This window comes from Methylophaga sp. UBA2513, assembly GCF_002341285.1.
In the GTDB taxonomy this organism is placed as follows: Bacteria; Pseudomonadota; Gammaproteobacteria; order Nitrosococcales; family Methylophagaceae; genus Methylophaga; species Methylophaga marina.
Genome location: NZ_DDNT01000014.1, coordinates 127,162 through 148,451 on the forward strand (window position 1 = coordinate 127,162; position 21,290 = coordinate 148,451).

The following is a 21,290-nucleotide window of genomic DNA, read 5'->3' on the forward strand; positions in this document are numbered from 1 at the left end:
ATCACTCATGTGATGTAAATCTATTCCAAACTCCTGCCAAAGATAGCAATCGCTTAATTCTATAATTAGGCTTCAATATAACAAGCTCACAACCACAGCAATTGAGCTTACCTTGAAGCGTAAGCAATCGAGCCATGAATGCACTATCAATATAACTGACACCGCTCACATCTATCTTTAACTGAGCTCGGGTTGCCAGTAATGTGGTATTTATCAATGCGTCCAGTTTTTCAAGGTTAGTTGACTGAAAACAGCCAGTCAGTAACAACGTCTTATTATTAGGTTGCCAGTTAACGGTATTCTCGTGACTGTTACTTTTTTTATATTTCTTATCAACAAAATAATAAGGAAGTTGCTTTGTGAGTAATAACAAAGCCAAGCCCCAACCATCTTTGAGATAACGCTTCCACAAACTTGGCTCTTGTTTAATCCGCCACAACCATTCCAAGCCAAGTTTTCGCCACTTTTCTGGTGCACGTTTGACAGAACCTGCAACAAAGTTAATCACGGCCCCCAGATGGCTAATGACGGGCGCATTCAGATTAGCCATATTATTCATAATCCAAGCCTGACCTTTTTTTGCACCCAAGGCAACAAGCACAAAATCTGCTTCAGAGGCATTGATTTGCTCAATAATGTGATCCTGACTCATCTCTTCAATGCTCACAAAGCCTGGATCATAAAATCCAACACTGACCATACCTTTAGAATAGCTGTTGAGCTGCTCATGAGCTTGTTTGGCAACACCTGGTTCGCCACCGAAGAAAAACACCCGAATCGGTTTTTCTCGATGTGTGTCAGACAAAAATTGAAATAAGTCAGAGCCAGCTACGCGTTCCTTGACGGGTAACCCCATCATCTTGGCCAACCACACTAAAGGCATACCATCTATAACAGACAGATCACTTACAGCAACAGATTGATAAAAAGCGTCATCCCCGTGTGCTGCAATCGTGAAGTTGATATTTGGTGTGGAAAGAAAACAGCGTTTTTTAGATGAAATGGCTTGCTCAATCAGCTTTGCCGATTCAGCAATGCTGACAAAGTCGAAAGGTAGCCCCATCAAAACATGCTGTTTATTACGCTCATGAATAGCAGGAAAGGTGGAATTATTAGTCATTTGTTAGTCTCATCACGAGGTAATCCCCAGATTTCTTGGTGAGACCCCTTGGCAGGTAATTCAAAACAACAATGTGCATAAATCCAGCCAATGAATTCAACTAATACCGTTTTCGCACCAGCACTCGTCTGCCACCAATTGGCTAATCTAAATTCTCTTGGAGATGCGCTGATAATACCGATAGGAATAGCTAAAGCATCAAACGCCTGTTTGTACAAAAAATAAGTCCTGCGGCTATGCACATTTCCTGAAAACACATTAATCCCTTTCACCTTATCTATTGAAGGTGTTGCTTCAATAAACTTTCTCACCATCACTGCACTGAGATAGGTTCTATCTTGAGCAGAGGCAGGTGTTGGAATTACCTTAAGATTGTCCATACTTAGACCTAATAATTTCAGTTGATGGGCAGCTTGTTCAGCATAAGAATCAAACTGATCAGTAAAATTCCTCGCTTCAGGCCCACCCGTGGTGATCACTAAATCATAGTGACCAGATTTATATTCCATATAAGCCTGGCTGAGCGCATCAGACTCAAGCCAGCCCTCCACAACCAGAATATTAGCCTCAACAGGCGCTTGTTTAGCTAAAAAAAACGCAACATTGTTTATAAAGAATATGGCGATGGTCAGCAATAACAAAATAAAAATGATGACCGACCATATGGTGGGAACAAGAATAAAGCGTCGTCTGAAAAACCATCCATGTTTCTGCATCTACAAGTTACCAATTGATTCAGCAAATAATGCCTCTAAACGCTTAGCATTAATATCCTGTGCAAATTCTTGCTGCACTTTCTTCTCAGCATGACTGATGAGCGCTCCCCGTAAAGCTTCGTCCTTTATCAGCTCGAGCATCGCCGCAGCTAATTGCTCACTATTACCTGGCTCAATTAATTTACCTGTTTCCTCATCAATTACAAGCTCTGGGATACCGGAAATTCTAGATGAGATGACAGCCGTTCCCACCATCATCGCTTCCATCAATACAACAGGGATACCATCCATATCGCCCTGTTTATCTTTTTTACAAGGTAAGACAAATAAATCCAACTCTCTGACAAATTTGACGACCAGATCATGAGGCAATGGCCCCAGAAATACGACATTGTCATTCAAATCAAGTTGTGTAACTTGCTGTTTTAACTCTTCTTCCAGTGGACCCGACCCAGCTATTTCGACAGTAAAATCAGAAAATTGAGTCTTTAGGGTAGCGAGAGCAGAAATAAGCGTATCAATCCCTTTTTTCTCTACTAGTCTACCGACAAGACCTATACGTACTGGGCTTGATAGTGCTATTGAAGACTTGAGAGTGAACACGCGACTATCTACGCCACAGCGAATAATTTCTAATTTGTCAGGATTAACTTGATAAGTTTGCTGAATATAGTGACGATTAAAATCAGAGATTGTGGCAAAGAAACTAGACCTTTCGACCTTTTTATCCAACAATAAACCTCGCTCAAATATATCATTGGCATGGGCTGTAACGCTGAAAGATATGCCCGAGAGCATACTGGCATACATAGCAATATCTGTAGGTACATGAGCAAAATGCACATGCAGATGTTGAGTAGAATTCTCTTTTAATTCTTGAGCTAGCTTAGCTGCATAAAAAAACCGATAAAACAAGGCTAATGCATCACGGGATAATATGTTCACTTTGAACATATCCTTCACGCACTCACCAAGTGCTTTTAAATAATGAACAGGTTTTTTTGTCAGTAAGTTGAGGTGGCTAAAAAAAACTTTCTTCTTTGGTGTTGCATAAAGATAGTTCACCTTGGAGCGCAGTGCGTCAAGATGTTTATCAGTGGCAGGCATTATCGGTTTATGAACAGAGAACGGTATTATCTCGTGCCCTAGCTCACTTAGAGCCAGAACCTCGTTATACACAAAAGTAGCAGATAACGCGGGTATCTCTGGTGCAAGATATGCCAGTTTCAAAGGTTGCTCCTACTAGCTGTGTGATTGTTGCCAAACAACAGCTTGTTGTTCATTTAACTGCTGGGTTGCTTCAGCTTTCCCTTTAACAAGACACTGCCATTGGTAATGGCGAATAAACGCAACCAGTGCTTTATCAGCAAATCTTGGTTGACGTGTCAGCATACTTTTCACATAGCCCCACCACATCGCTGCACCACCGAGAAAGTATGGCGGATGTAGCATACGGAAGACTGATGAAGCGGTCATGTAAATCAGCCCAGTACCCATAAAATATTGGCCAAATCCGTGACGCATACGTCCTGTAAATATACCTTTCTGACTCGAACCCATCGGTCTCAAGTGAATAAACTGTAAATCAGGCTCATCCCAGCTAACAGCAATCCAACCTAGCTGGCGACATTTATGACAATCAATGCCATCCCACATTACCTGGCGGACAAAACCACCAATTTCTTCAAAACACGTTCGACGATAAAATTTTGTCATACCAACCGACATCTCATCACCACACTTTTCACTGATAAGCTGGCCTGATTTTTTATCTCTAAAATAGGCTTTACCACTGCATGTACCAATGCGTGGGTTCTTATTCATGCGATCAATCAAAATCTCAAAATAACGTGAGGGTAAATCTAAATCCAAATCAAATTTACAGATAAAATCAAACTGACTGACGTCCACTTGGTCATAGCCATAGTAAAAAGCCTCAATAACACCGGGACCTACACTACGATGCCCTCGGTTCTCACGCGTAATCACTTTGATAAAAGGATATTTTTCAGCATACTCAGCCAGAACTTGTGGCGTAGCATCAGTTGAACCGTCATCAACAATCACCCATAGATCAGGCTTAATAGTCTGATTCACAACACTATCCAGCGTTATTCGCATATAGTCAGATTCGTTGCGACAAGGTGAAACCAGTAAGTAACTCATAAATTGTTCTCGTTTATTTAAGCAATCGGAAACTCAGTCGAATTAAGGGCTACTTATATTCAATGATTTTCTGTCGTTTACCTGTTAAAAAGTTTTTATAAAAAGTCATGATACCTAATGTCTGTGGAAACTTAGATAGCACGTTTGAACTGGCAACTATCAATGACATCGAAAGAGGAAAATACTTCTTTGCGTCACGAGCTGTCAGTCTCATTATTTGTAATGGATATACAAGCAATAGCCAAAGCATCAACGGCTGCAATAGCGATAGTATAAGTAACGTTGGCAAAATGAGAGACCAAAAAACATTGCTCCTAACTTCTTTAAATCTGAAGCGTTCCTGAGATTGTCCATGGAGATAATAAGATTCAGCATAAGCATGGCCAGCTCTTTTATGACGTTTCCACCATTGAGTAAATTTTGTCATAGCAGCATCATGTAATGTCATATCGGCATCAAGGCGCATAATCTTCCATCCTTGTTGACGCATACGGAAGCACATCTCAGGCTCTTCACCCGCAATCAAAAAGTCTGAATACCCATTGACACTCTGAAAAGCAGAAAGACGTATTAATGTATCTCCCCCGCATGCATTAGCATCTCCTACAGGGGTATTCCACTCGATATCACATAACTGGTTATATACGGAGTATTCTGGAAAACGTTCACGCCTTCGTCCACAAGCGATTGCATAATCGGGCGAAGATTGAAGAAATGTATGTGCTCTTTGAATCCAGCCCGATATTACCTCACAATCTCCATCCACAAACTGTATATACTCAATCTCTGGATGCGCTGTGATTAATACTCTTGCACCTTCATTTCTGGCTCTGGCAGCGGTGAATGGCTTCTGCAAATCCAATTCGATTGTAGTGACCCTCAAATCCATTGCTGCTTGGACACTACCATCAGTAGAACCAGAGTCAACATAGATTATATTAGCTATATCCTTTTGGAGTGATTTAATACAACGTATCAGACGTTCCCCCTCATTACGCCCTATAATGACAGCACCAATATTCGATAGTGACATTTTTACTTCACCTTATCCCAGTGGCTTTGTCTACTAAACAAAAATAGCATTGTTTCAATCATAATTAACTTTGTTTACTTGGCTTTCTTTTTGTCATTCTTTTTGCCAAATTAATCCAATATTTTTCGTAGTAGAACGTCGATAAATGAGCAAGAACAAACAATACAACAAAAAGTATAGGGCGTTTTAGATATTTTTCCAGCGTATCTCCAGACCCAAACCATGTGTTGACAAGAAGTGGATGGATAACATAAAGCGCATATGAAACGCTCGCTAAATAAACTAAAACACGGGCATTCAGATATGTCAGTAATGAGCTATTAATATTGTATAAAGTAGAGCCGACCAATACTGCAGCAATATAAGGTCTAAAATAATTTACAAAGCCACCCTCTGGGTGAGAGGCGACGAATAATGCCAACAATGCAAAATAAGGGTTAACTGCACGGAGAAATTTTTGAAGAAAACCCAGCCCTTTATCATTGTATACAAGCGAGAGGATTACGCCTGCCAGTATTTCATCCACCCTATAATAAGTGTTTATGGCAACATGAACCCCATCAACCATTCTGTTGGCTGTAATTAAAAAACACCCAATTACCAGGATGATAAATGCCTTCTCTCTAAAAAGAAGAAACAGTAAACCTATAGTAAGATAGAACTGTATTTCAACGCACAAACTCCAGAAGTGACTCGTGCCATGCACAAGGTCCATCGGAGGGTAATTAGCATAAAAAAAGAAGTGTGGAGCAAGTTTAGAAAGATCGATATTCAATATAGGAAAGGCAATAATCAAATATAGCCAAGCTAGAGGAATAATCCTAAGAATACGCCTGATAAAAAAATCATGAACGTTAGGACGATGTATTAGAAAATTCGTTATCAAAAAACCAGAAAGTATGAAAAAAATACTCATCCCAATCACACCTGAAGTGAAATTGAGCTGTAAAAATGAAGGCCCGAGAGGGAGCAGATGAGCTGCAAGTACTAACATTATGCTGATACCACGCCAACCATCAAGAACATAGAAATAATCTTCAGTATTCTGCTCTCTTTTAACAGCTATCTTTTTCTCTTTGGCAGTAATAAAACTGAGAAATTTATTCATGCATTGATATCACTAATCTGAGTAGTACCGATCAATTTGGCAGGCACCCCAGCAACAATTGCATAGTCAGGGACATCTTTAGTGACCACAGCATTCGCACCTATTAATGCGTGTTTACCTATGGTGATATCACCAATAATCTTCGCTCCCGCACCGATATCAACATGCCCTAAAAGCGTTGGTGCTTTTGCTTCGAATCGCTTGACCCCCAATGTCACCTGTTGATGAATAAGGCAATTCACACCAATTATAGAAGACGGGTGAATAACAATACCATTAGCGTGTGGCAGTGAAATCCCTCCGCCCATACTTACATTCAAAGGAATATCCGCACCAGTTACTACAGACCAAAAACGATGTCTTAGTACGGCAACCTTCTTTCTAAATGGAGCAATTAATGAACGCTGAGTCGAGGCATTTTGATAATCACGTATACTTTTTATTAGCTTTTTTGATGGCTGCCAAAAAGTAGTGACTTCCTCTCTCTGCCAGTCAGGCATATCCGCTGAGACCACGTTCATTTCCTCTGGTTATGTAAGACTTATATGAGTATTTTTTGCTAGTTCTTTATAGTTTTCAAGGCTAATCTGACAGCCACTCAACGAGCTTAAAGTTCTTAAATCATCGTTGAATATTTTTTCCAGCTTCTCGAGACTTCGAGTTGTTAGTTCCGGCCGTTCTTTCATAACCAACTGTTGTTTCACAAAGTCACGTAGGCCTCTGGGCACCAGGCTTCTTCTTAAGGAAGCCAATATCGGGTTGTTTACAATAAGATTGTAACCTTTGAACCGTCTCACACGCTGATTAGAAACATTTTGTTCGGGGAGGGTTTCATGCCATGTTACTGGTTTATCGTACCCAATAAATCGTGCAACACGTGCCAGCTCTAGCTCTGGCTCTTTCCTAAATGCTTCCGAAAAAACTAATAAAATGTTCTCACGACCATACTGTTCTATGTAGGGTATTATCTGCATAGAGTATAGACTGTAATTTATGAGTTCAGGGAATAAATCAATAGCTGTATTGATATCGTCTCTAATAACATTTTGGCTCCATTGATGAATGTAATGAGAGACAAGCCTTTCAACAGGATGCCTGATAACATAAACAAGCTTTATCTCAGGCAAATAGGAAGACATTCTATCTAGAGTATGAGGATAGTCTGGCAACTTTGTGTAGTGCGTACTGGACTCTCCACAAATATCATTACGATTTGCACTCTCAAATAACCCTTGATACCAATTCAAACCTAGCTGATAAACATCATCATCACTAAAAAAGTTTGGCTCTTTGGGAGTAGACATAAAGATGCCAGGCTGTAATGCCAATTGCTCATGTAAAGTGCTTGTGGCACTTTTCATAGCACCAATAATAATAAAGTTTGGTTTAGTCATAATCTTTCGGATGTATGTAGGCTCTTAGAGGATTAGTAAAGTTTATCCATGTGTCGCGCCATTGCCCTTTTGCAGTGTTGCTTTGATAATGCTTGGACAGCTTTTCTCTCAGTCCCGAAATTGCAGCACCAAGTGACCAAGCGATGTTAGCGAGAATAAGCCCCCAATAGCCATAGAGTAAATAAAAATATCGTGTCCGAGACTCATAGAAATAACGTGGTAATTTTTTCCTCAATTGAGCCTGAGACTTGAGAGGAGAGCTACCTCCACGCAGGTGAACAACGTGAGCATTCGGTTGATAAATGACTTTCCAACCTGCTTTTTTTGCACGATAACTAAACTCTACATCCTCAAAGTACATAAAGAACTTGTCATCCAAAAGCCCAACATCTTTTATTACCTGACCTCGTATTAGCACACAGGCAAAACTCACCCACTGATAATACTCAGCGCTGTCAGCCACTGGTCTTGCTACAATATACCTATCTAAGAGACGGGAAAATAAGCCGATGCTAGCAGCTTTAAGGAACTCACTCACTGGCGTATGAAAGTGAAAACAGCTCTCTTGAGGTTTGCCATCGGGCCATTCTAATCGTGCGCCCACCAAACCAGCCTCAGGGTTATTTTTTAGGGTTTCCAAGAGCATTTCTAAAGCCCCAGGCCTCACAATAGTATCGCTGTTTAGCAACAGATAATAATCTGCACTCACAGAATTAATTCCAGCATTATTACCACCAGAAAAGCCACTATTAGAGGATGAGTCTACCAACTTGAATTTCTGCTTTTTATCCTCAGCTAATATCCACTCGTTAATTTGGACCACTGAGTCATCCTGAGAATCATTATCTACAATAACTACGCAGGCATCTAGGGTGTCCACTTCATGTTTAAGAGAATTGAGAACATCAACGACCATTCTTGGGGTCTTATAATTCACAATGATGACGGCTAACTCACAGTGTTTATTTGTCATCAAAAAAATAAGCCTTTCTTAGTTGCTTTAGCTGAGGTTCCAAGGCGGGATCAAAACTTCCATCTCTTTGATGAATAAGATGAGCCCAAGGTAGGCTGTTTGTTTCTTTTTCTAATTTATTGACGAGATCAGCCATATCCCCGATAACTCTTGCAGGCACACCCGCGACAATACTGCCTTCAGGAACATCACGGCTAACAACTGCACCGGCTGCTACAATCGCATTGGGTCCAATGGTTATTCCAGGTAACACAATAGCACCATGCCCTATGAATACATTATCTCTAATGTCGACTTTTCCTACGCGATCAAGTTTTTTGTTATAAGCTCGATTGAGCACGGCAATAGAGCCATCATGTCCCAGAATAGTACATGCTGTTAGCATGACATTATTACCGAGCCTGGTGTATTCAGGATTAGTGACATTCGTATAAGGCCATATTGCGCAATGTTCCCCTATGCTATGGTAAGTCCCCCACCGCTTTAAAAATTCAGCATACTCAAAACCTGAGGGGTTGCAGAGTTTTAGATACAGCTTCTTACAACGCCCAGTTTTGAATGCTATTTTTTTTATGATAGTTCTTAACATGTAGCAATCCAGTTAAATGTTGTTATTTTCTGAGAGCTTTTTGTAAAACGCGATTAAATTAGTCTGTAAGTCATCAAGCCCATACTCGCTCGCTTTCTTCAGCCCTTCAGTTCTTATTCGTTCCTTCAATGGCGAATCATTTATTAATGTTAAAAGGTGCTCAATAACAGTGTCGGTATCTCCGTCCTCCGCAACTAGAGCCGTTTCCCGGTGAATCATAAATTCTCTTCCAGCTCCTCCAGTAAAGCCAACAACAACCGCCCCACAAGCCATTGCTTCAATAGGAGGCAGGGAAAACCCTTCGGGATATCCAGTTGCAATAAAGATATCGGCAGCTTGATACTCTTTTATCAGTTCGTCTTGTGTAAGACCATCAACTACATTGATATCAATACCATATTCCCTCATCGCTTTCTGGATAATAGCCAGATCATGGGGATTTTTTCGCGACATTGCCAAGATTCGGCGTTCAATTCTTGACTCCGCTTGAGGCAAAAAAACCGTCAAGTCAATTCCGTTAGTAACGGTATTGACAGCAATACCCATATCCTTTTCTACATAATCAGAACAGAACTGGCTACATGTCATCACTTCATCATAACCAATGTCCTTGTAACTTTTCTCTTTATCATCGACTTTCAACCAACGTCTGAGACCAACTAAGTTTTGTAAAAAAAGGACTTTTGTTTGTGCAGGAAATAAGAATGCTTGATAAGGAGCAAATTCGGTGGCGACAACAATGTCATCCATCCCCATCTTCTCAAGCGCCTCTTGATAACTCAACGTGGGAACATCAAAACCAAAGAAATTGCCATGATACTTACCCATTAAAACAGGATAAGCACGATACCCCGCCTTATTTAACATCAAACAATGTTGATATATGACTTTGACACCACCAACAGGTTTAAATTTACGAAAAAGACATCGTCTGATGTAATTAAATAACCGACGTCTTTTTAGATGTCTTACCGCACTTCTAAAAGAGAAACGTTCTTTTTGAAACAAGTCAGGAATAACGTAGTAAATGTGATTCATTTTTTATTATCTGTCACCTGAAATGTTTCCAGTGGCTGCTGAGAGTTTGCCGTTGGAACATTATTGTTATTTTCACGACTAATCACATAAGCTCTTCCAGCCAGTGACCCTATAATCAACCAGTAAAAAGAATTCAAAGAAGAGTTAGGCATCTGATCTAGAAGAATAACAGAAACTAAAATGGCATGAGAACCGAGTAGTATCGCCTGCTTATTGTCTTTTTTAAGCCGTTTCACGGACAACTTATATGTCAGCCACAAAGGCACTACAATTAATAAAAACTGAGATAGATAACCAACCCAGCCATACACTCCAAGCGTTCCAATCCAACGACCATCTGTAGTACTAGCATCACTCTCGGTAAGATCGTTGATCACACGATTTCTTCCCCAACCACCCCATCCAAATAACGGTTTTGCATTGGCATGATTCAGTAACGCCCTCTCTTGTTGAAAACGAAAGTCGAGCGATTGTGCTCTATCCGGATTAATTCGGTTGGCTATATCAACAAGTTGACCGTGCGGAAACAAGTTTAAAGACGACATCAGTGGATAACTTATAAAAAGAATACCAACTAGCAAGGCAGCTTGATGCATTCGTTTTGGTGACATCATCAACACCATGAATAGACCAAATAGACCAAAAACGAGGGACGCTAAACTTTTTTGTAAAACCAAAGCAAATAGACAGGCAGCAACAATATAAAGACTTTTCACAGGAGTGACTTTTTCTTTGTATCTCTTCAATGCTGCGGCGGCAGTTAAACCTGATGCTATAAATATAGCCACCACCAGACCATGCCCCATAAATACCATGGCGCGAAATCCACCCTCTCGATATTGTTGTAACCATGAATGGGGGTAAAAACCATATACGATAGCGTGCAATCGTGGACTCATTCTCACTTCATATAAAACGAAGAATGCATATACAAAGGCCGCCATGGCCAAGTACTTGAATAACAGAACCTGCTTTTCATAAGTACTAAAATACTTAGCACCAAACAGAAATGGAATAATTGTCAGGAAAGTCTGTATGGAATCACTTAGCCCATCATATAAAGACAGACCTTGAATATAGTAATAGCGCTCAGGGTTTGCCAGAGCAGTTAAAAAAGGCACTATCAGACACATTACAAACAGAAATTTAAGAAACGAGTTTAACGCATTAAATCCGAACCGTTTCTTGTTGAAGTATAAATAAACAATAATTGTTAGCGTCGTGAGTGACAACTTATTGAGTGGTGGAATGGCCGGCAAGTCAACCTCAAAAGAGGAAGGCAAGAACATCTGAGCCCCAAGCAGAGCTAATAATATTCCAGCTTCTATACCTTTTCTCCTTATAAGGAGTATGGTCACCAAAGGCCATGAAAATAATGCAAGATAAGCAATAGAGTTAGGCATAAAATAACTTTCCTACACTAACTTCATAGCGTGATTCAGAGTTAAGTGAAGGCCATCATTAAAGCTAGTACTGGGCTGCCAGCCTAATAATTGTTTTGCCTTGTTATTATCCAAAGTGATTTCAGGAATATCAAAATCACGTTTTTCCTGATAATGGAGATTAATTTTTTTTCCAGACTCATTTTGAACTAACTGGATAATGTCATTGAGTGAAACCCCTTCACCACTTGATATATTGAAAGTATCACTTTTTGAATAATTCAAAGCAGAGATGGCGGCATCCGCCACATCAGTCACATAAACATAATCTCGCTTAACACTTCCATCGCCCCAGATTGTTAATGGTTTGCCTGTCAATGCTGCTGCAATGCATGTACCAATAAACCCTTGTACACCTGTGTGTGTTTGGCCTGGCCCGAATGGATTGGATGGCCGTAGAATAACCGCATTGAGACTATATAGTTCAGAATACATATGTAGATATTTTTCTATAGCAAGTTTGACAATGCCATAACTACATACCGGGTGATTAGTATGAGACTCATTGATGGGCAGTACCTCTGGATGCCCATAAACAGTGCCTCCTGATGAAAAGTAGACAATATCTTTTATACCAGATTGCCTCATTATTTCTAAAAGTTTGACGGTATTAACCAAGTTCCCTTGAATATCACTAACAGGGTCTTTGTTCGAAGAACTGGGTACAGAAGTGCTGATAAGATGAATCACTTTATCTACACCTATCAAAGACTCAGATAATGACAAAGTATCTGAGAAATCAGCATTTATAGCCTCAATGCCCGAGAGCTTAAGTCTATCTGCGTGTCTATCAAAAACAGTAACTTGGCAGTTATCCTCAAGTAACTTTTTGACAACATGCTGGCCTATAAAGCCAGTTCCTCCTAGAATCAGAACTTTCAAATCAGAGTCCTAGCTTATTGATAAGTAATTTACGACGTTTGTCTGCGACTTCTTCCCAGAGAAACTGAGTTGCGTGATCGTGAGAGTTTGTCGCCATTTGAACTCTCATAGAAACATCTAATGCTAATTTTTGGATACTCGATATCCATTTTTCTTTATCATGTGGATCGATTATATAACCATCTATACCATCTCGGACGACACCATCGCCCCCCATTGGTGTTACCAGACATGGTAATCCTGCACCTAAAGCTAAATATGTTACCAACGGGCTACCTTCTTCTATGCTGGGTAGGATAAACACATCAGCAGACTGATACATAGAATCTATATCAGCAGTAAAGGGAATAAACTCAATATCACCTCGTTCTGAAAAAGAATCTACCAGCGGTTGTACGCTTGGGTCTATTTTGCCAACCACCATTAACGTCCCATCAACCTTTGCTTTATCCCAGTACTCAAGCAATAAATGAATACCTTTACGTAAAATTACGCTTCCGACAAATAAGAAAACAGGTTTATGTTGACGCTTTTTAGTCACCGGTAACACCTGTTTTGGACTAAGCCCGTACGAGGTAGATAGAATCTTAGACTTATCTACCCCCGATACTATCAGAGACTTTGTCACCTGTGGGCTAGGGCTGAAAATATAATCAGCGAGTGTCAGCTTCGCATGCTCATCTCTAATACTGCTGTCATCAATTAAATGTGTTTTGCCCAAGCCTAAGAGTTGCTCTTCGTTACTTAAAAGTTGTTTCGCTACTTCTTGATGACAATTAATACTCTCAACAACAATTATTTTTCCTTTTCGTTTCAAATATTGAAACGTTTCAAGCGAACATCCTGGCCACAAAATGATGACATCAAACTTTCTCGCGTAACATCGAAATCGCCATTCTGTGTAACGACGTATTTTTTCAATGGAAATGAATTTAGACGCTATTCTTAGTAAAAGTTTTGATTTTATCGCACTTTGAACTAATGGTGATGTTTCTGCAAAATCAGAATCAATTGAAAAAATCTCTGAATGTACCTGATGATTATTCATACCAAGGGCAAGTGAATGAGCTGCAAAACCAATACCGTAGGGGTGAATATAATGATGCAGATAAGATAAAACTTTCATGTATATCCCTGTAACGTAACTTCTTTTTCTTTGTATGAATAGTGTTGAGTCGGCCACTCAAACTCAAGCAGAGTTTTAATATACAGTTTGCTTCAAACGCTTAAAAATTAGCAACATGTAATTGCGCCAAGACAACCATTTTAATGGTGACATAGAGACTAACCTAAAGCCTGATTTAAACGCCTGCTTATAGTCACCAGTATTAAACCAATACCATGACTCAGAAATCAGCTGATTAGTAATATGTTCATCTGCTGTTTTCGTTTCGAGTTCAATACTATCTGGAATTTCTGGTTTTCGCCCCATCATTAAATCATCTTTGCCTACTTCAAGCCTTTGCAAGTGACACTGTTTAGCATAATCCTCAAAGAAAATGCGCCTGCTGTTTAACTGGTTATGGGTAATAGAAAAATGGTGGAGTCTGTACTGATAGAAATTATCTGCAATAAAAAAAATGGCGCCTTGCTGAGAGAGTCTTAACTGTAGATCAATATCTTCCGCTGTTTCAAAAAATGTCCGACAACCACCGATAGCTCTCAATGCCGAAGTCTTCACCATAAAAGTACCAAAATGTGTGATGACCTGACCATCCATAAAATGACTATCAATACATCTCGAGCGCGTATTCTTATGATATTGAATGATATGCCGACCTTTGCTGTCGATAGAAGAGTAGGAGCCACAAACAGCAATATATTCGTGGTGTTTATCTAACCATTCTGCTTGTATCTTGAGTCGATTTTCGGGGAATAAGTCATCTGAATCACAACGACAAAAATATTTACCTTTTGCATGTTTCAAACCTATATTAATTGCTGATGCAATACCTTCGGCTTTACCATAAACGACTGTGACTCGAGCATCAATTACACCTTCAGCTATGTTGCGAGTGTCATCAGTAGACTGGTCATCAACGATAATTAACTCAAAATTAGTATATGTTTGCTGAAGTATTGATTCTATGCTTTGCTTAATGAAGGCTCCAGCATTCCTTGCTGGCATAATTACAGATACTAAATCGGACATTTTTTTCCTTAAGTTTGAATGGCAGTTGCAAGCGTTCTTGGAAATCTAATGTTTAATTATGCTTCTATTGAACTTTTTTCTGGCATTAAATCTTATTAATTTTTTACTTATCAAATTTTTTGCACTCAATAATTTTTTGAGTCAGATTTTATTCAATGCACATTTATCCTTACATAAGCCATATTAACTCTATCGAGCTTCTCAGACTACTTCGATAAAAAGGGAATGAGCAATTATCTAACTATCAAGAGAATTTCTTTCTCCTTCTTCGATACATCACCTTGAATTAGAATAGTTAGTGTTAAATCTAAAAAAAACTTCTTTTAACTTATCCTTTTTTTCCTCAATGATTGAGCTACTTGATAAGAGATAATCACTGCGTTTTTTTATTTGTTGTAGTTTTCTTTGGAAAAGCTTTTCATTAAAAAACTCATTAAAAAAATATCTTCTGGCGTAGTCTGGTTTGATCAGTGGTAGGAGTTCTAATTTTATGTTTAGCCCCATTGACTGCGCCCAGTCCTCCCATTTGAAATCAAGAATTAGCGCAGAGTTTTTTACAGGAAACCATGGCACTCTTAGTGAGTCAGCTAATATGGCACCATGCATTGCAGAGGTTATCAATCTCTCACAACTGTTTACTTGACTGATTACACTCATTGCTTGACCCAATGGTGAAATGTAGCTAACACCAGTAGCTTCTACAACTTTTTTCAATCTAGGTGAATCGATACTATGATGTGGCATAAAACCAACCCTCATAGTTCTCTTATCACCAATATTATCTAAACCAAGAATATCGCTAATTAAAATAGCAGGATCTGCAATTGCAAGTTTTTGCTCTACGCCAAGAGCTTTTGCCGTTAATGGTCCTCTTACACAGTGTATAGTCCAGCTTTTTGTTGGTTGTGGAATGGATTCCCCATAACCTGCCCCTGACCCCATTATGTTTATGGAGTTGTAGTTACTCAATGGGAGTTTATCGTTGATTAAAGTACCAATACCGACAAACAGTTGGTCACAATCATCATTAAAAGGTGCATCAATGTAGTTTGACCAAAACCAGGGGTTTATTGCATCACCGAAGTTTGCACACTCAGTATAATGAAAAAGCTTCATTTTTTTGTCTCACCATAATTTTAACTTAGTGAATATACATCAACTAACAGATTTAGAAAGGCTAAGAAGCTCTAATAAACACAAAAATCTTATTCAAAATGAGATTATTTTTATTCAATATCTCTCCTTACTCAAAGCGATAAATTGAATTTTCTGGTTAATCTTTTCTGTTCTTCAGATTCGCCAGTAGCATACTAGAACATCTTAGATTACTGCACTTGCCTAATTAATGGAGCAGAGCAGTAAATAATCATAGTCAAATATCATTTGCTCAGGATGAATTGTCTGTTACAGGTATGCTTCTCTCTTGACGTTTCTAAAAAATCGTACAAATAGATTAGCTCATAAGAAATTACCCATGAATATGTTTTAGGGTATCCACTGATGCAAAATAATAACGACATAAATTGATAAGAGAATGTCGTGCGTTTTTAACAGAGGGACACTAACTCACTTCAGGCTCTCTCTACTTAACTGCTTAAAGAAGATACATATCCTACTGAAAAGACGATAATGAAATTAATCCATCTTGGTTAAATGGCTTTGCACAAGGATTTGTTCAAGTCATCCCTTCTCAATTAGATGTAGACTCTTAACTTCATTCTTCAACAAGGAAGAAGTGCTCAGCTTGTGCAAATAATTATCAATACTCCACATAGTTTATTAAAAGGCCGTAACTTTCCAATTAACCCCCCCCTTAGCCTTATAAGTTTTTATTCAGTTAGATGTTTAATATTGGAGCTCACTACTTAATTTTAGGCGATACAGAAGACGTGTATATTACCGCCTAATCTTACTTCAACATTGTTTATTCCATATTCCAGAAAACTATTTGAGAGGGAAGATAAATAGATGTATCGAGGTGAGAAATACCCATATTGTTTTAGTGCGAGGGAAATATTAGACCATATAGATGATATATTGTTATATCATCATGATTTTGTCGCTAGTTAGAAAGTTATTAATGCCTAATTCTGAAAATGCCAGCCAGAGGTCTCCCCTAAAGAAACTCATTGTTAAAGGCTCATTATGGACTATCGGTGGTTATGGTCTGGCACAGCTTTTTAGACTAGCCAGTAACGTTATAATGGCGAAGTTTCTCTTTCCAGAAGCTTTCGGCTTAATGACCCTTGTCATGGTATTCATGCAAGGTATCAGTATGTTCTCTGATATTGGAATCACACCCAGTATTATTCAAAACAAACGTGGAAATGACCAAATTTTTCTTAATACAGCCTGGACTATACAAGTATTTCGTGGATTTGTTCTTTGGGCTATCGCTCTGGTAGGAGCCTACCCATACTCAATTCTCTACAACGAACCCCTCTTGGCTTGGATGTTACCCGTCGCAAGTCTAAGTGCGATTATTGCAGGGTTCAACTCAACATCACTCGCAAGCTCGAATAGAGATTTAAACCTCCGGAATATTACTCTTTTAGAGCTTATCGCTCAGTTTTTCTCAATCTCTGTGATGATACTTTGGGTCGTCATAAGTCCTACGGTATGGGGTTTGGTCGTTGGAGGATTGGTTAATGCATTGGTCAAAATGTTGTTATCTCAGTTTTGGATTGCGAAAACGAGAAATCGCTTTCAGTGGGAAAGAGAGGCTGCCTCAAGCTTATTTAAATTTGGTCGTTGGGTTCTGGCCAGTACAGCGTTGACATTTTTTGCGCGTCAGATTGACCGAATATTACTTGGTTACTTAATCGGAGCCGCGACACTGGGAGTTTATTCAATTGCTGCCATGTTTAAAGAAACAGCCTCTAAAACAGCTCAAATGCTCGGTAGTAGAGTTTTGTTTCCTTCATATTCGCGCTTGATACGTGAGAATGACCACAAACGCCTATATATAGCCTTAAGAAAGGCTCGATTATTTATGATTGTGATGACATGGTCTGTAGCAATAGCTTTAATTACATTAGGAAACCAAATCATAGATTGGTTATATGATGCACGATATGACGATGCGATTTGGATGGTGAAGATATTACCTCTGGACTTATTTATTGGTGTTTTGTCAATGACTTATCATAATGTTTATCTGGCAAAAGGGAAATCTTCGTACATATCTTTTCTACTTTTTTATCAATTAATCATACAAGTAACCTGTATATTAGTTGGTTACAATCTAGCCGGCACTCATGGTGTTGTCATAGGATTAGCTGTAGTCGGATGGCTTTTGTACCCAGCTAATGTTATTGCTGCCATAAGGCTCAAAATATGGCAGCCAGAAATAGACATACCAGTTATTGCCTTAGCAATTCTATTCATTACTGCATATTTAACACTTTCTGATGTTTTGGTTTCTATTTAAATTTAACCTAGCAATTTTTTACTATTATTCATTGATATACAACTTATCACTTAGTAGTCATTCGTCTTAGTGAAAAAGTGAAGAATCAAGAAAGTGCTTAATTCTTTAAGTAAGTTCGATTTATGGATAAAACAACTATAACCGGCGCGTCAGCGCCCCCAAACTTAGATAGGCTGGCTATGAATCATGCACCTTTGGTAACCATAATTATCCCCTGTTATAACAGAGAGAAATACATCAAAGACGCAATAAATAGCTGTCTTCGACAAACTTACTCTCATATCGAAATAATTGTCGTTGATGATGGTTCCCAGGATAATTCGATTAACGTCATCCGAGAGTATAAAAGTAAAGTTAAACTTATTACGCAAAAAAACAGTGGCGTAAGTGTTGCGAGAAACACCGGCATTGAAGCTTCACAAGGTGATTTTCTGGTATTTCTTGATTCAGATGATTGGATTTCTGATGATCTTATTGAGATGCATATCAACACGTTTAAAAAGTGGGATGATTTAGACATCGCCTGTGCCGACTCCAGAGGTATTAGTTCTGATGGTGTTGAGAGCGCTACAAATACATCCAACTGGCCCGAAATAGCGAGCAGTCCAAAAGAGTTATTTCTTCTAACACCGCCTCCATTCCCTGCATGCGAGATGTACAAAGCATCTACAGTGAAATCACTCGGTGGTTTTTATAATGATATGCGTGCATTTGCTGATTCAAGCTTACGAATTAGAATTGTTTTGAATGGTGGAAAAGTTGCCAGAACTCAAGGGGGACATGCCATATATCGCCCTGTAGAAAACTCCATTACAAGAAATAAAACCAAGCTCCACTATTATGCACTTAAGCTGTTAACAAAATTAAATAACGAGTTTAAAGACAACAAAAAGATCCTCCAACTATTAGAGCTAAGGAAAAAGAAACATCGTTTACGATATTGGTTTTCTAACTTTTCTTATCATCTAGGCTTTCATCCAATATCAATGATGAAATTCATTCGACATCTAATCGTCGTGTCTAAAATTGATCCTGGCTATACTTACTTCATCATAAAAGAGAAACCGTGGCTGTCTGAAAAAAGCGACGCTTTCTAAAAAAAAGGTTGGCCATGGCCAACCTTTTTTGTCAGATTTGTTAATAAACTATCTCATTAAACAACCAAACCGAGAATAAGCACGGCATGTTGTTGGCTCAACATCACTGTTATCCTCATTTGTTGCTTTTATTACCTCATTAATTGTGACACTCTCAATAGTACTTCTAGAGATAGAGCTCGGCTGCGTAATGACAGGCTCACTATATTCATCACCCGTACCAGTTGTTGTGTCATTTATTGTTACTGTAGATGTAGAGAAACGACTCGTTGAAGGCTGTACTTCAACATTTGAATCACTAGTTGTACTCGAAAACCTGCTTGTTGAACCTGAACTTGTTGAACCTGAACTTGTTGAACCTGAACTTGTTGAACCTGAACTTGTTGAACCTGAAGTTGTACCAGTATTTTCTGCATCAGTTGAGCTAGGTGATGAGAACCTTGACATGAAGGAGTTAGTCTCATTAACTGATGATGTAGTTTCTTCAGCACCTAAAACACCCTCAACAGCCTCTGTTACTTGATCTTCGACTTCTTGAACAGTATCGACAACGGGTTCAACTGTTTCTTCATAAACATCTTCAGCGTCAGTTAATGCATCAGATGGAGCGTTTACTAAGCTTTGTAAATTCACCCCTTCATGATTTTCACATTGATTAGTAGAAGTATCTGTATCGATATTGGCATCTTTTTTCTCAATACACTCTTTGAAAGCCGAAGTACTAGACCAGATTCTGTTATTGAGTACAGAGAACGAGTGTTCTCCACCAACTATAATGCCAGTAGCTTTTTCAAAATTTGTTACGATTCTATTATTTTTAATGACAATATTTTTAGACTTGATAGAGTCTTCATTTTTTACCGGTACGTTGACACCAGCGAGCAAATTTCCAGCCTCATCGATAATTGTATTATTCTCAATTAACGCACCGTCACAGGATGCACAACCGATGGCATTACCTCCCATGTTCATGAGCGTGTTATCCCGAATAGTAATATTCAAAAATGACTCATCACTTGTGTAACCACCATCGAAACTAATGCCCCAGCAGCTGTAAGCCGCTTTGCCAGCGTCCTCTTTTATGATATTACCTTCGACTATTACGTCTTTAAGAAGTCCATGACCTACAAGTGAAACACCTTGGCATGAGCCATCAACAATAGCTGATTTATACAATGTGTTGTTTCGTATCGTTATACCAGTAGCATATTGCCCTTTATTAGCAAGATATATATTGTGATCGAAACCGCGTGTTTCACCATTATGTTCAAAATGATTATTTTCGATTAGGCAGTCGTTACAGCCACCCATAAACCCTTGCGTAGTATTGTTTATTATCACAGAGTCTCTCAATACAAAGCGGTCATTCATCATATTGACGGATGGGTCATTTTCATCAGCAGGATTACTCCCTGCAGAATAGACGCCTAAGTCGAATCCTTCGATATGCAGGTTTTCAAGCGTAACATCATCAACATCGTTATATAACCTTACTCCAGTGCCTTTACCTGTAGTGGAGATGAGGATAAGATCTTTGACGATGTATCCGCCATCTCCCCCTGCACTACCACCTTCTTCAAAATTAAGTGCACTTTCACCTTCACTACTTACGATTTTTGGCGCATCTAGAGATGGATCACCATAACTGGCAATCGTGCATGGTTTCTCAGCTGAACATTTCCAGTTAACTAATTTATGTTTTGCGGTTACGTAGAACTGCCCACCCCGACAAAATAATAAAGCCCCACTAGGAGAGACTTTACTGAAAAGCGACACACCTTTCGTGAATGATTTAAAAGCAGTAGATTCTGAAAGCCCATCATTGTTATCGTCGCCAGTAGAATCACAAACATAATAATTTTGTGAATATGCAGCCGATGAAATAAGCATCAGTGTGAGTACAAATAAAATTGAAGTTATTCTTTTCATGTCCATCTCCCCCCGTGATAAATAGATGACACAGGTAAATAATATGCTTGATTCACAATTACGTTAGTGATTTCTTTCACACAATTTAAATGAAAAAAATCTTTTTAAAATTTTTGTGAATTCCTGAACAGTATAACGACCGGAGCAACTAATTACTTAGTCAAAGTCATTGAGGTATGGTTCAAAAAAAAGCCCAGTGTTACCACTGGGCTCAAAAACTT

At 39.0% G+C, this 21,290-nt stretch carries 19 protein-coding genes; 2 read left to right on the forward strand and 17 right to left on the reverse strand.

What is annotated here, in order from left to right; all coding sequences use genetic code 11:
- Window position 1: 1 nt before the first annotated feature.
- The 16 genes from B3V56_RS08375 to B3V56_RS08450 form a co-directional block, all read right to left on the reverse strand.
- A complete protein-coding gene (locus B3V56_RS08375) occupies window positions 2–1,120 on the reverse strand; it encodes a WecB/TagA/CpsF family glycosyltransferase (protein WP_289284165.1) in 1,119 nt (372 codons plus the stop codon).
- Window positions 1,117–1,836 carry a hypothetical protein gene (locus tag B3V56_RS08380; RefSeq protein WP_289281984.1) on the reverse strand — a complete coding sequence of 240 codons (720 nt, stop codon included), beginning with the start codon at window positions 1,834–1,836 and terminating at the stop codon, window positions 1,117–1,119. The genes B3V56_RS08375 and B3V56_RS08380 overlap by 4 nt, the downstream gene beginning before the upstream one ends.
- Window positions 1,837–3,066 (reverse strand): glycosyltransferase, encoded by a 1,230-nt coding sequence (locus tag B3V56_RS08385; protein WP_289281983.1) that lies wholly within the window; start codon window positions 3,064–3,066, stop codon window positions 1,837–1,839.
- Window positions 3,067–3,078: 12 nt separating this feature from the next.
- On the reverse strand, window positions 3,079–4,002 hold the full coding sequence (locus tag B3V56_RS08390; protein ID WP_289281982.1) for a glycosyltransferase: 924 nt from the start codon (window positions 4,000–4,002) through the stop codon (window positions 3,079–3,081).
- Window positions 4,003–4,051: 49 nt separating this feature from the next.
- Window positions 4,052–5,035 carry a glycosyltransferase family 2 protein gene (locus B3V56_RS08395; protein ID WP_289281981.1) on the reverse strand — a complete coding sequence of 328 codons (984 nt, stop codon included), beginning with the start codon at window positions 5,033–5,035 and terminating at the stop codon, window positions 4,052–4,054.
- A gap of 64 nt (window positions 5,036–5,099) precedes the next feature.
- Window positions 5,100–6,143: an acyltransferase family protein gene (locus B3V56_RS08400; RefSeq protein ID WP_289281980.1), complete on the reverse strand. Its 1,044-nt coding sequence runs from the start codon at window positions 6,141–6,143 to the stop codon at window positions 5,100–5,102.
- Window positions 6,140–6,664: a serine O-acetyltransferase gene (locus B3V56_RS08405; RefSeq protein WP_289284166.1), complete on the reverse strand. Its 525-nt coding sequence runs from the start codon at window positions 6,662–6,664 to the stop codon at window positions 6,140–6,142. Before B3V56_RS08405 ends, B3V56_RS08400 begins: the two co-directional genes overlap by 4 nt.
- A gap of 9 nt (window positions 6,665–6,673) precedes the next feature.
- Window positions 6,674–7,537, reverse strand: coding sequence for a sulfotransferase family protein (locus B3V56_RS08410; RefSeq protein WP_289281978.1), 864 nt, complete (start codon window positions 7,535–7,537; stop codon window positions 6,674–6,676).
- Window positions 7,530–8,510: a glycosyltransferase family 2 protein gene (locus B3V56_RS08415; RefSeq protein WP_289284167.1), complete on the reverse strand. Its 981-nt coding sequence runs from the start codon at window positions 8,508–8,510 to the stop codon at window positions 7,530–7,532. The genes B3V56_RS08410 and B3V56_RS08415 overlap by 8 nt, the downstream gene beginning before the upstream one ends.
- Window positions 8,500–8,895: an acyltransferase gene (locus B3V56_RS08420; protein ID WP_289284168.1), complete on the reverse strand. Its 396-nt coding sequence runs from the start codon at window positions 8,893–8,895 to the stop codon at window positions 8,500–8,502. Before B3V56_RS08420 ends, B3V56_RS08415 begins: the two co-directional genes overlap by 11 nt.
- A gap of 216 nt (window positions 8,896–9,111) precedes the next feature.
- A complete protein-coding gene (locus tag B3V56_RS08425; protein WP_289281973.1) occupies window positions 9,112–10,137 on the reverse strand; it encodes a glycosyltransferase family 4 protein in 1,026 nt (341 codons plus the stop codon).
- The gene (locus B3V56_RS08430; protein WP_289284169.1) at window positions 10,134–11,540 is read right to left on the reverse strand and encodes a hypothetical protein; all 1,407 of its coding nucleotides are present in this window, start codon (window positions 11,538–11,540) and stop codon (window positions 10,134–10,136) included. The genes B3V56_RS08425 and B3V56_RS08430 overlap by 4 nt, the downstream gene beginning before the upstream one ends.
- A 12-nt stretch (window positions 11,541–11,552) precedes the next feature.
- Window positions 11,553–12,461 (reverse strand): NAD-dependent epimerase/dehydratase family protein, encoded by a 909-nt coding sequence (locus B3V56_RS08435; protein WP_289281972.1) that lies wholly within the window; start codon window positions 12,459–12,461, stop codon window positions 11,553–11,555.
- Window position 12,462: 1 nt separating this feature from the next.
- A complete protein-coding gene (locus B3V56_RS08440) occupies window positions 12,463–13,587 on the reverse strand; it encodes a glycosyltransferase family 4 protein (RefSeq protein ID WP_289281971.1) in 1,125 nt (374 codons plus the stop codon).
- A 75-nt stretch (window positions 13,588–13,662) separates the two neighbouring features.
- Window positions 13,663–14,613 carry a glycosyltransferase family 2 protein gene (locus tag B3V56_RS08445; protein ID WP_289284170.1) on the reverse strand — a complete coding sequence of 317 codons (951 nt, stop codon included), beginning with the start codon at window positions 14,611–14,613 and terminating at the stop codon, window positions 13,663–13,665.
- Window positions 14,614–14,889: 276 nt separating this feature from the next.
- Window positions 14,890–15,729, reverse strand: coding sequence for a polysaccharide pyruvyl transferase family protein (locus B3V56_RS08450; RefSeq protein ID WP_289281968.1), 840 nt, complete (start codon window positions 15,727–15,729; stop codon window positions 14,890–14,892).
- 964 nt (window positions 15,730–16,693) lie between these two features.
- On the opposite strand from B3V56_RS08450, the gene B3V56_RS08455 reads away from it, so the two are divergent.
- Together B3V56_RS08455 and B3V56_RS08460 are read left to right on the forward strand one after the other, a co-directional pair.
- Entirely contained in the window at window positions 16,694–18,043 is a 1,350-nt protein-coding gene (locus tag B3V56_RS08455; protein WP_289281967.1) for an oligosaccharide flippase family protein, read from the forward strand.
- 122 nt (window positions 18,044–18,165) lie between these two features.
- Entirely contained in the window at window positions 18,166–19,140 is a 975-nt protein-coding gene (locus tag B3V56_RS08460; protein ID WP_289281966.1) for a glycosyltransferase family 2 protein, read from the forward strand.
- 48 nt (window positions 19,141–19,188) lie between these two features.
- Here the strand turns inward: B3V56_RS08460 and B3V56_RS08465 are convergent, their stop codons facing one another.
- Window positions 19,189–21,069 carry a right-handed parallel beta-helix repeat-containing protein gene (locus B3V56_RS08465; RefSeq protein ID WP_289281965.1) on the reverse strand — a complete coding sequence of 627 codons (1,881 nt, stop codon included), beginning with the start codon at window positions 21,067–21,069 and terminating at the stop codon, window positions 19,189–19,191.
- Between the last annotated feature and the right edge of the window lie 221 nt (window positions 21,070–21,290).

What these genes read in the sequence shown, in the direction of transcription:
- B3V56_RS08375 (WP_289284165.1), bottom strand. Translation starts at nt 1,120, where the DNA reads ATGACTAATAATTCCACCTTTCCTGCTATTCATGAGCGTAATAAACAG.
- B3V56_RS08380 (WP_289281984.1), bottom strand. Translation starts at nt 1,836, where the DNA reads ATGCAGAAACATGGATGGTTTTTCAGACGACGCTTTATTCTTGTTCCC.
- B3V56_RS08390 (WP_289281982.1), bottom strand. Translation starts at nt 4,002, where the DNA reads ATGAGTTACTTACTGGTTTCACCTTGTCGCAACGAATCTGACTATATG.
- B3V56_RS08395 (WP_289281981.1), bottom strand. Translation starts at nt 5,035, where the DNA reads ATGTCACTATCGAATATTGGTGCTGTCATTATAGGGCGTAATGAGGGG.
- B3V56_RS08400 (WP_289281980.1), bottom strand. Translation starts at nt 6,143, where the DNA reads ATGAATAAATTTCTCAGTTTTATTACTGCCAAAGAGAAAAAGATAGCT.
- B3V56_RS08405 (WP_289284166.1), bottom strand. Translation starts at nt 6,664, where the DNA reads ATGAACGTGGTCTCAGCGGATATGCCTGACTGGCAGAGAGAGGAAGTC.
- B3V56_RS08410 (WP_289281978.1), bottom strand. Translation starts at nt 7,537, where the DNA reads ATGACTAAACCAAACTTTATTATTATTGGTGCTATGAAAAGTGCCACA.
- B3V56_RS08415 (WP_289284167.1), bottom strand. Translation starts at nt 8,510, where the DNA reads ATGACAAATAAACACTGTGAGTTAGCCGTCATCATTGTGAATTATAAG.
- B3V56_RS08420 (WP_289284168.1), bottom strand. Translation starts at nt 8,895, where the DNA reads ATGCTAACAGCATGTACTATTCTGGGACATGATGGCTCTATTGCCGTG.
- B3V56_RS08425 (WP_289281973.1), bottom strand. Translation starts at nt 10,137, where the DNA reads ATGAATCACATTTACTACGTTATTCCTGACTTGTTTCAAAAAGAACGT.
- B3V56_RS08430 (WP_289284169.1), bottom strand. Translation starts at nt 11,540, where the DNA reads ATGCCTAACTCTATTGCTTATCTTGCATTATTTTCATGGCCTTTGGTG.
- B3V56_RS08440 (WP_289281971.1), bottom strand. Translation starts at nt 13,587, where the DNA reads ATGAAAGTTTTATCTTATCTGCATCATTATATTCACCCCTACGGTATT.
- B3V56_RS08445 (WP_289284170.1), bottom strand. Translation starts at nt 14,613, where the DNA reads ATGTCCGATTTAGTATCTGTAATTATGCCAGCAAGGAATGCTGGAGCC.
- B3V56_RS08450 (WP_289281968.1), bottom strand. Translation starts at nt 15,729, where the DNA reads ATGAAGCTTTTTCATTATACTGAGTGTGCAAACTTCGGTGATGCAATA.
- B3V56_RS08455 (WP_289281967.1), top strand. Translation starts at nt 16,694, where the DNA reads ATGCCTAATTCTGAAAATGCCAGCCAGAGGTCTCCCCTAAAGAAACTC.
- B3V56_RS08460 (WP_289281966.1), top strand. Translation starts at nt 18,166, where the DNA reads ATGGATAAAACAACTATAACCGGCGCGTCAGCGCCCCCAAACTTAGAT.
- B3V56_RS08465 (WP_289281965.1), bottom strand. Translation starts at nt 21,069, where the DNA reads ATGAAAAGAATAACTTCAATTTTATTTGTACTCACACTGATGCTTATT.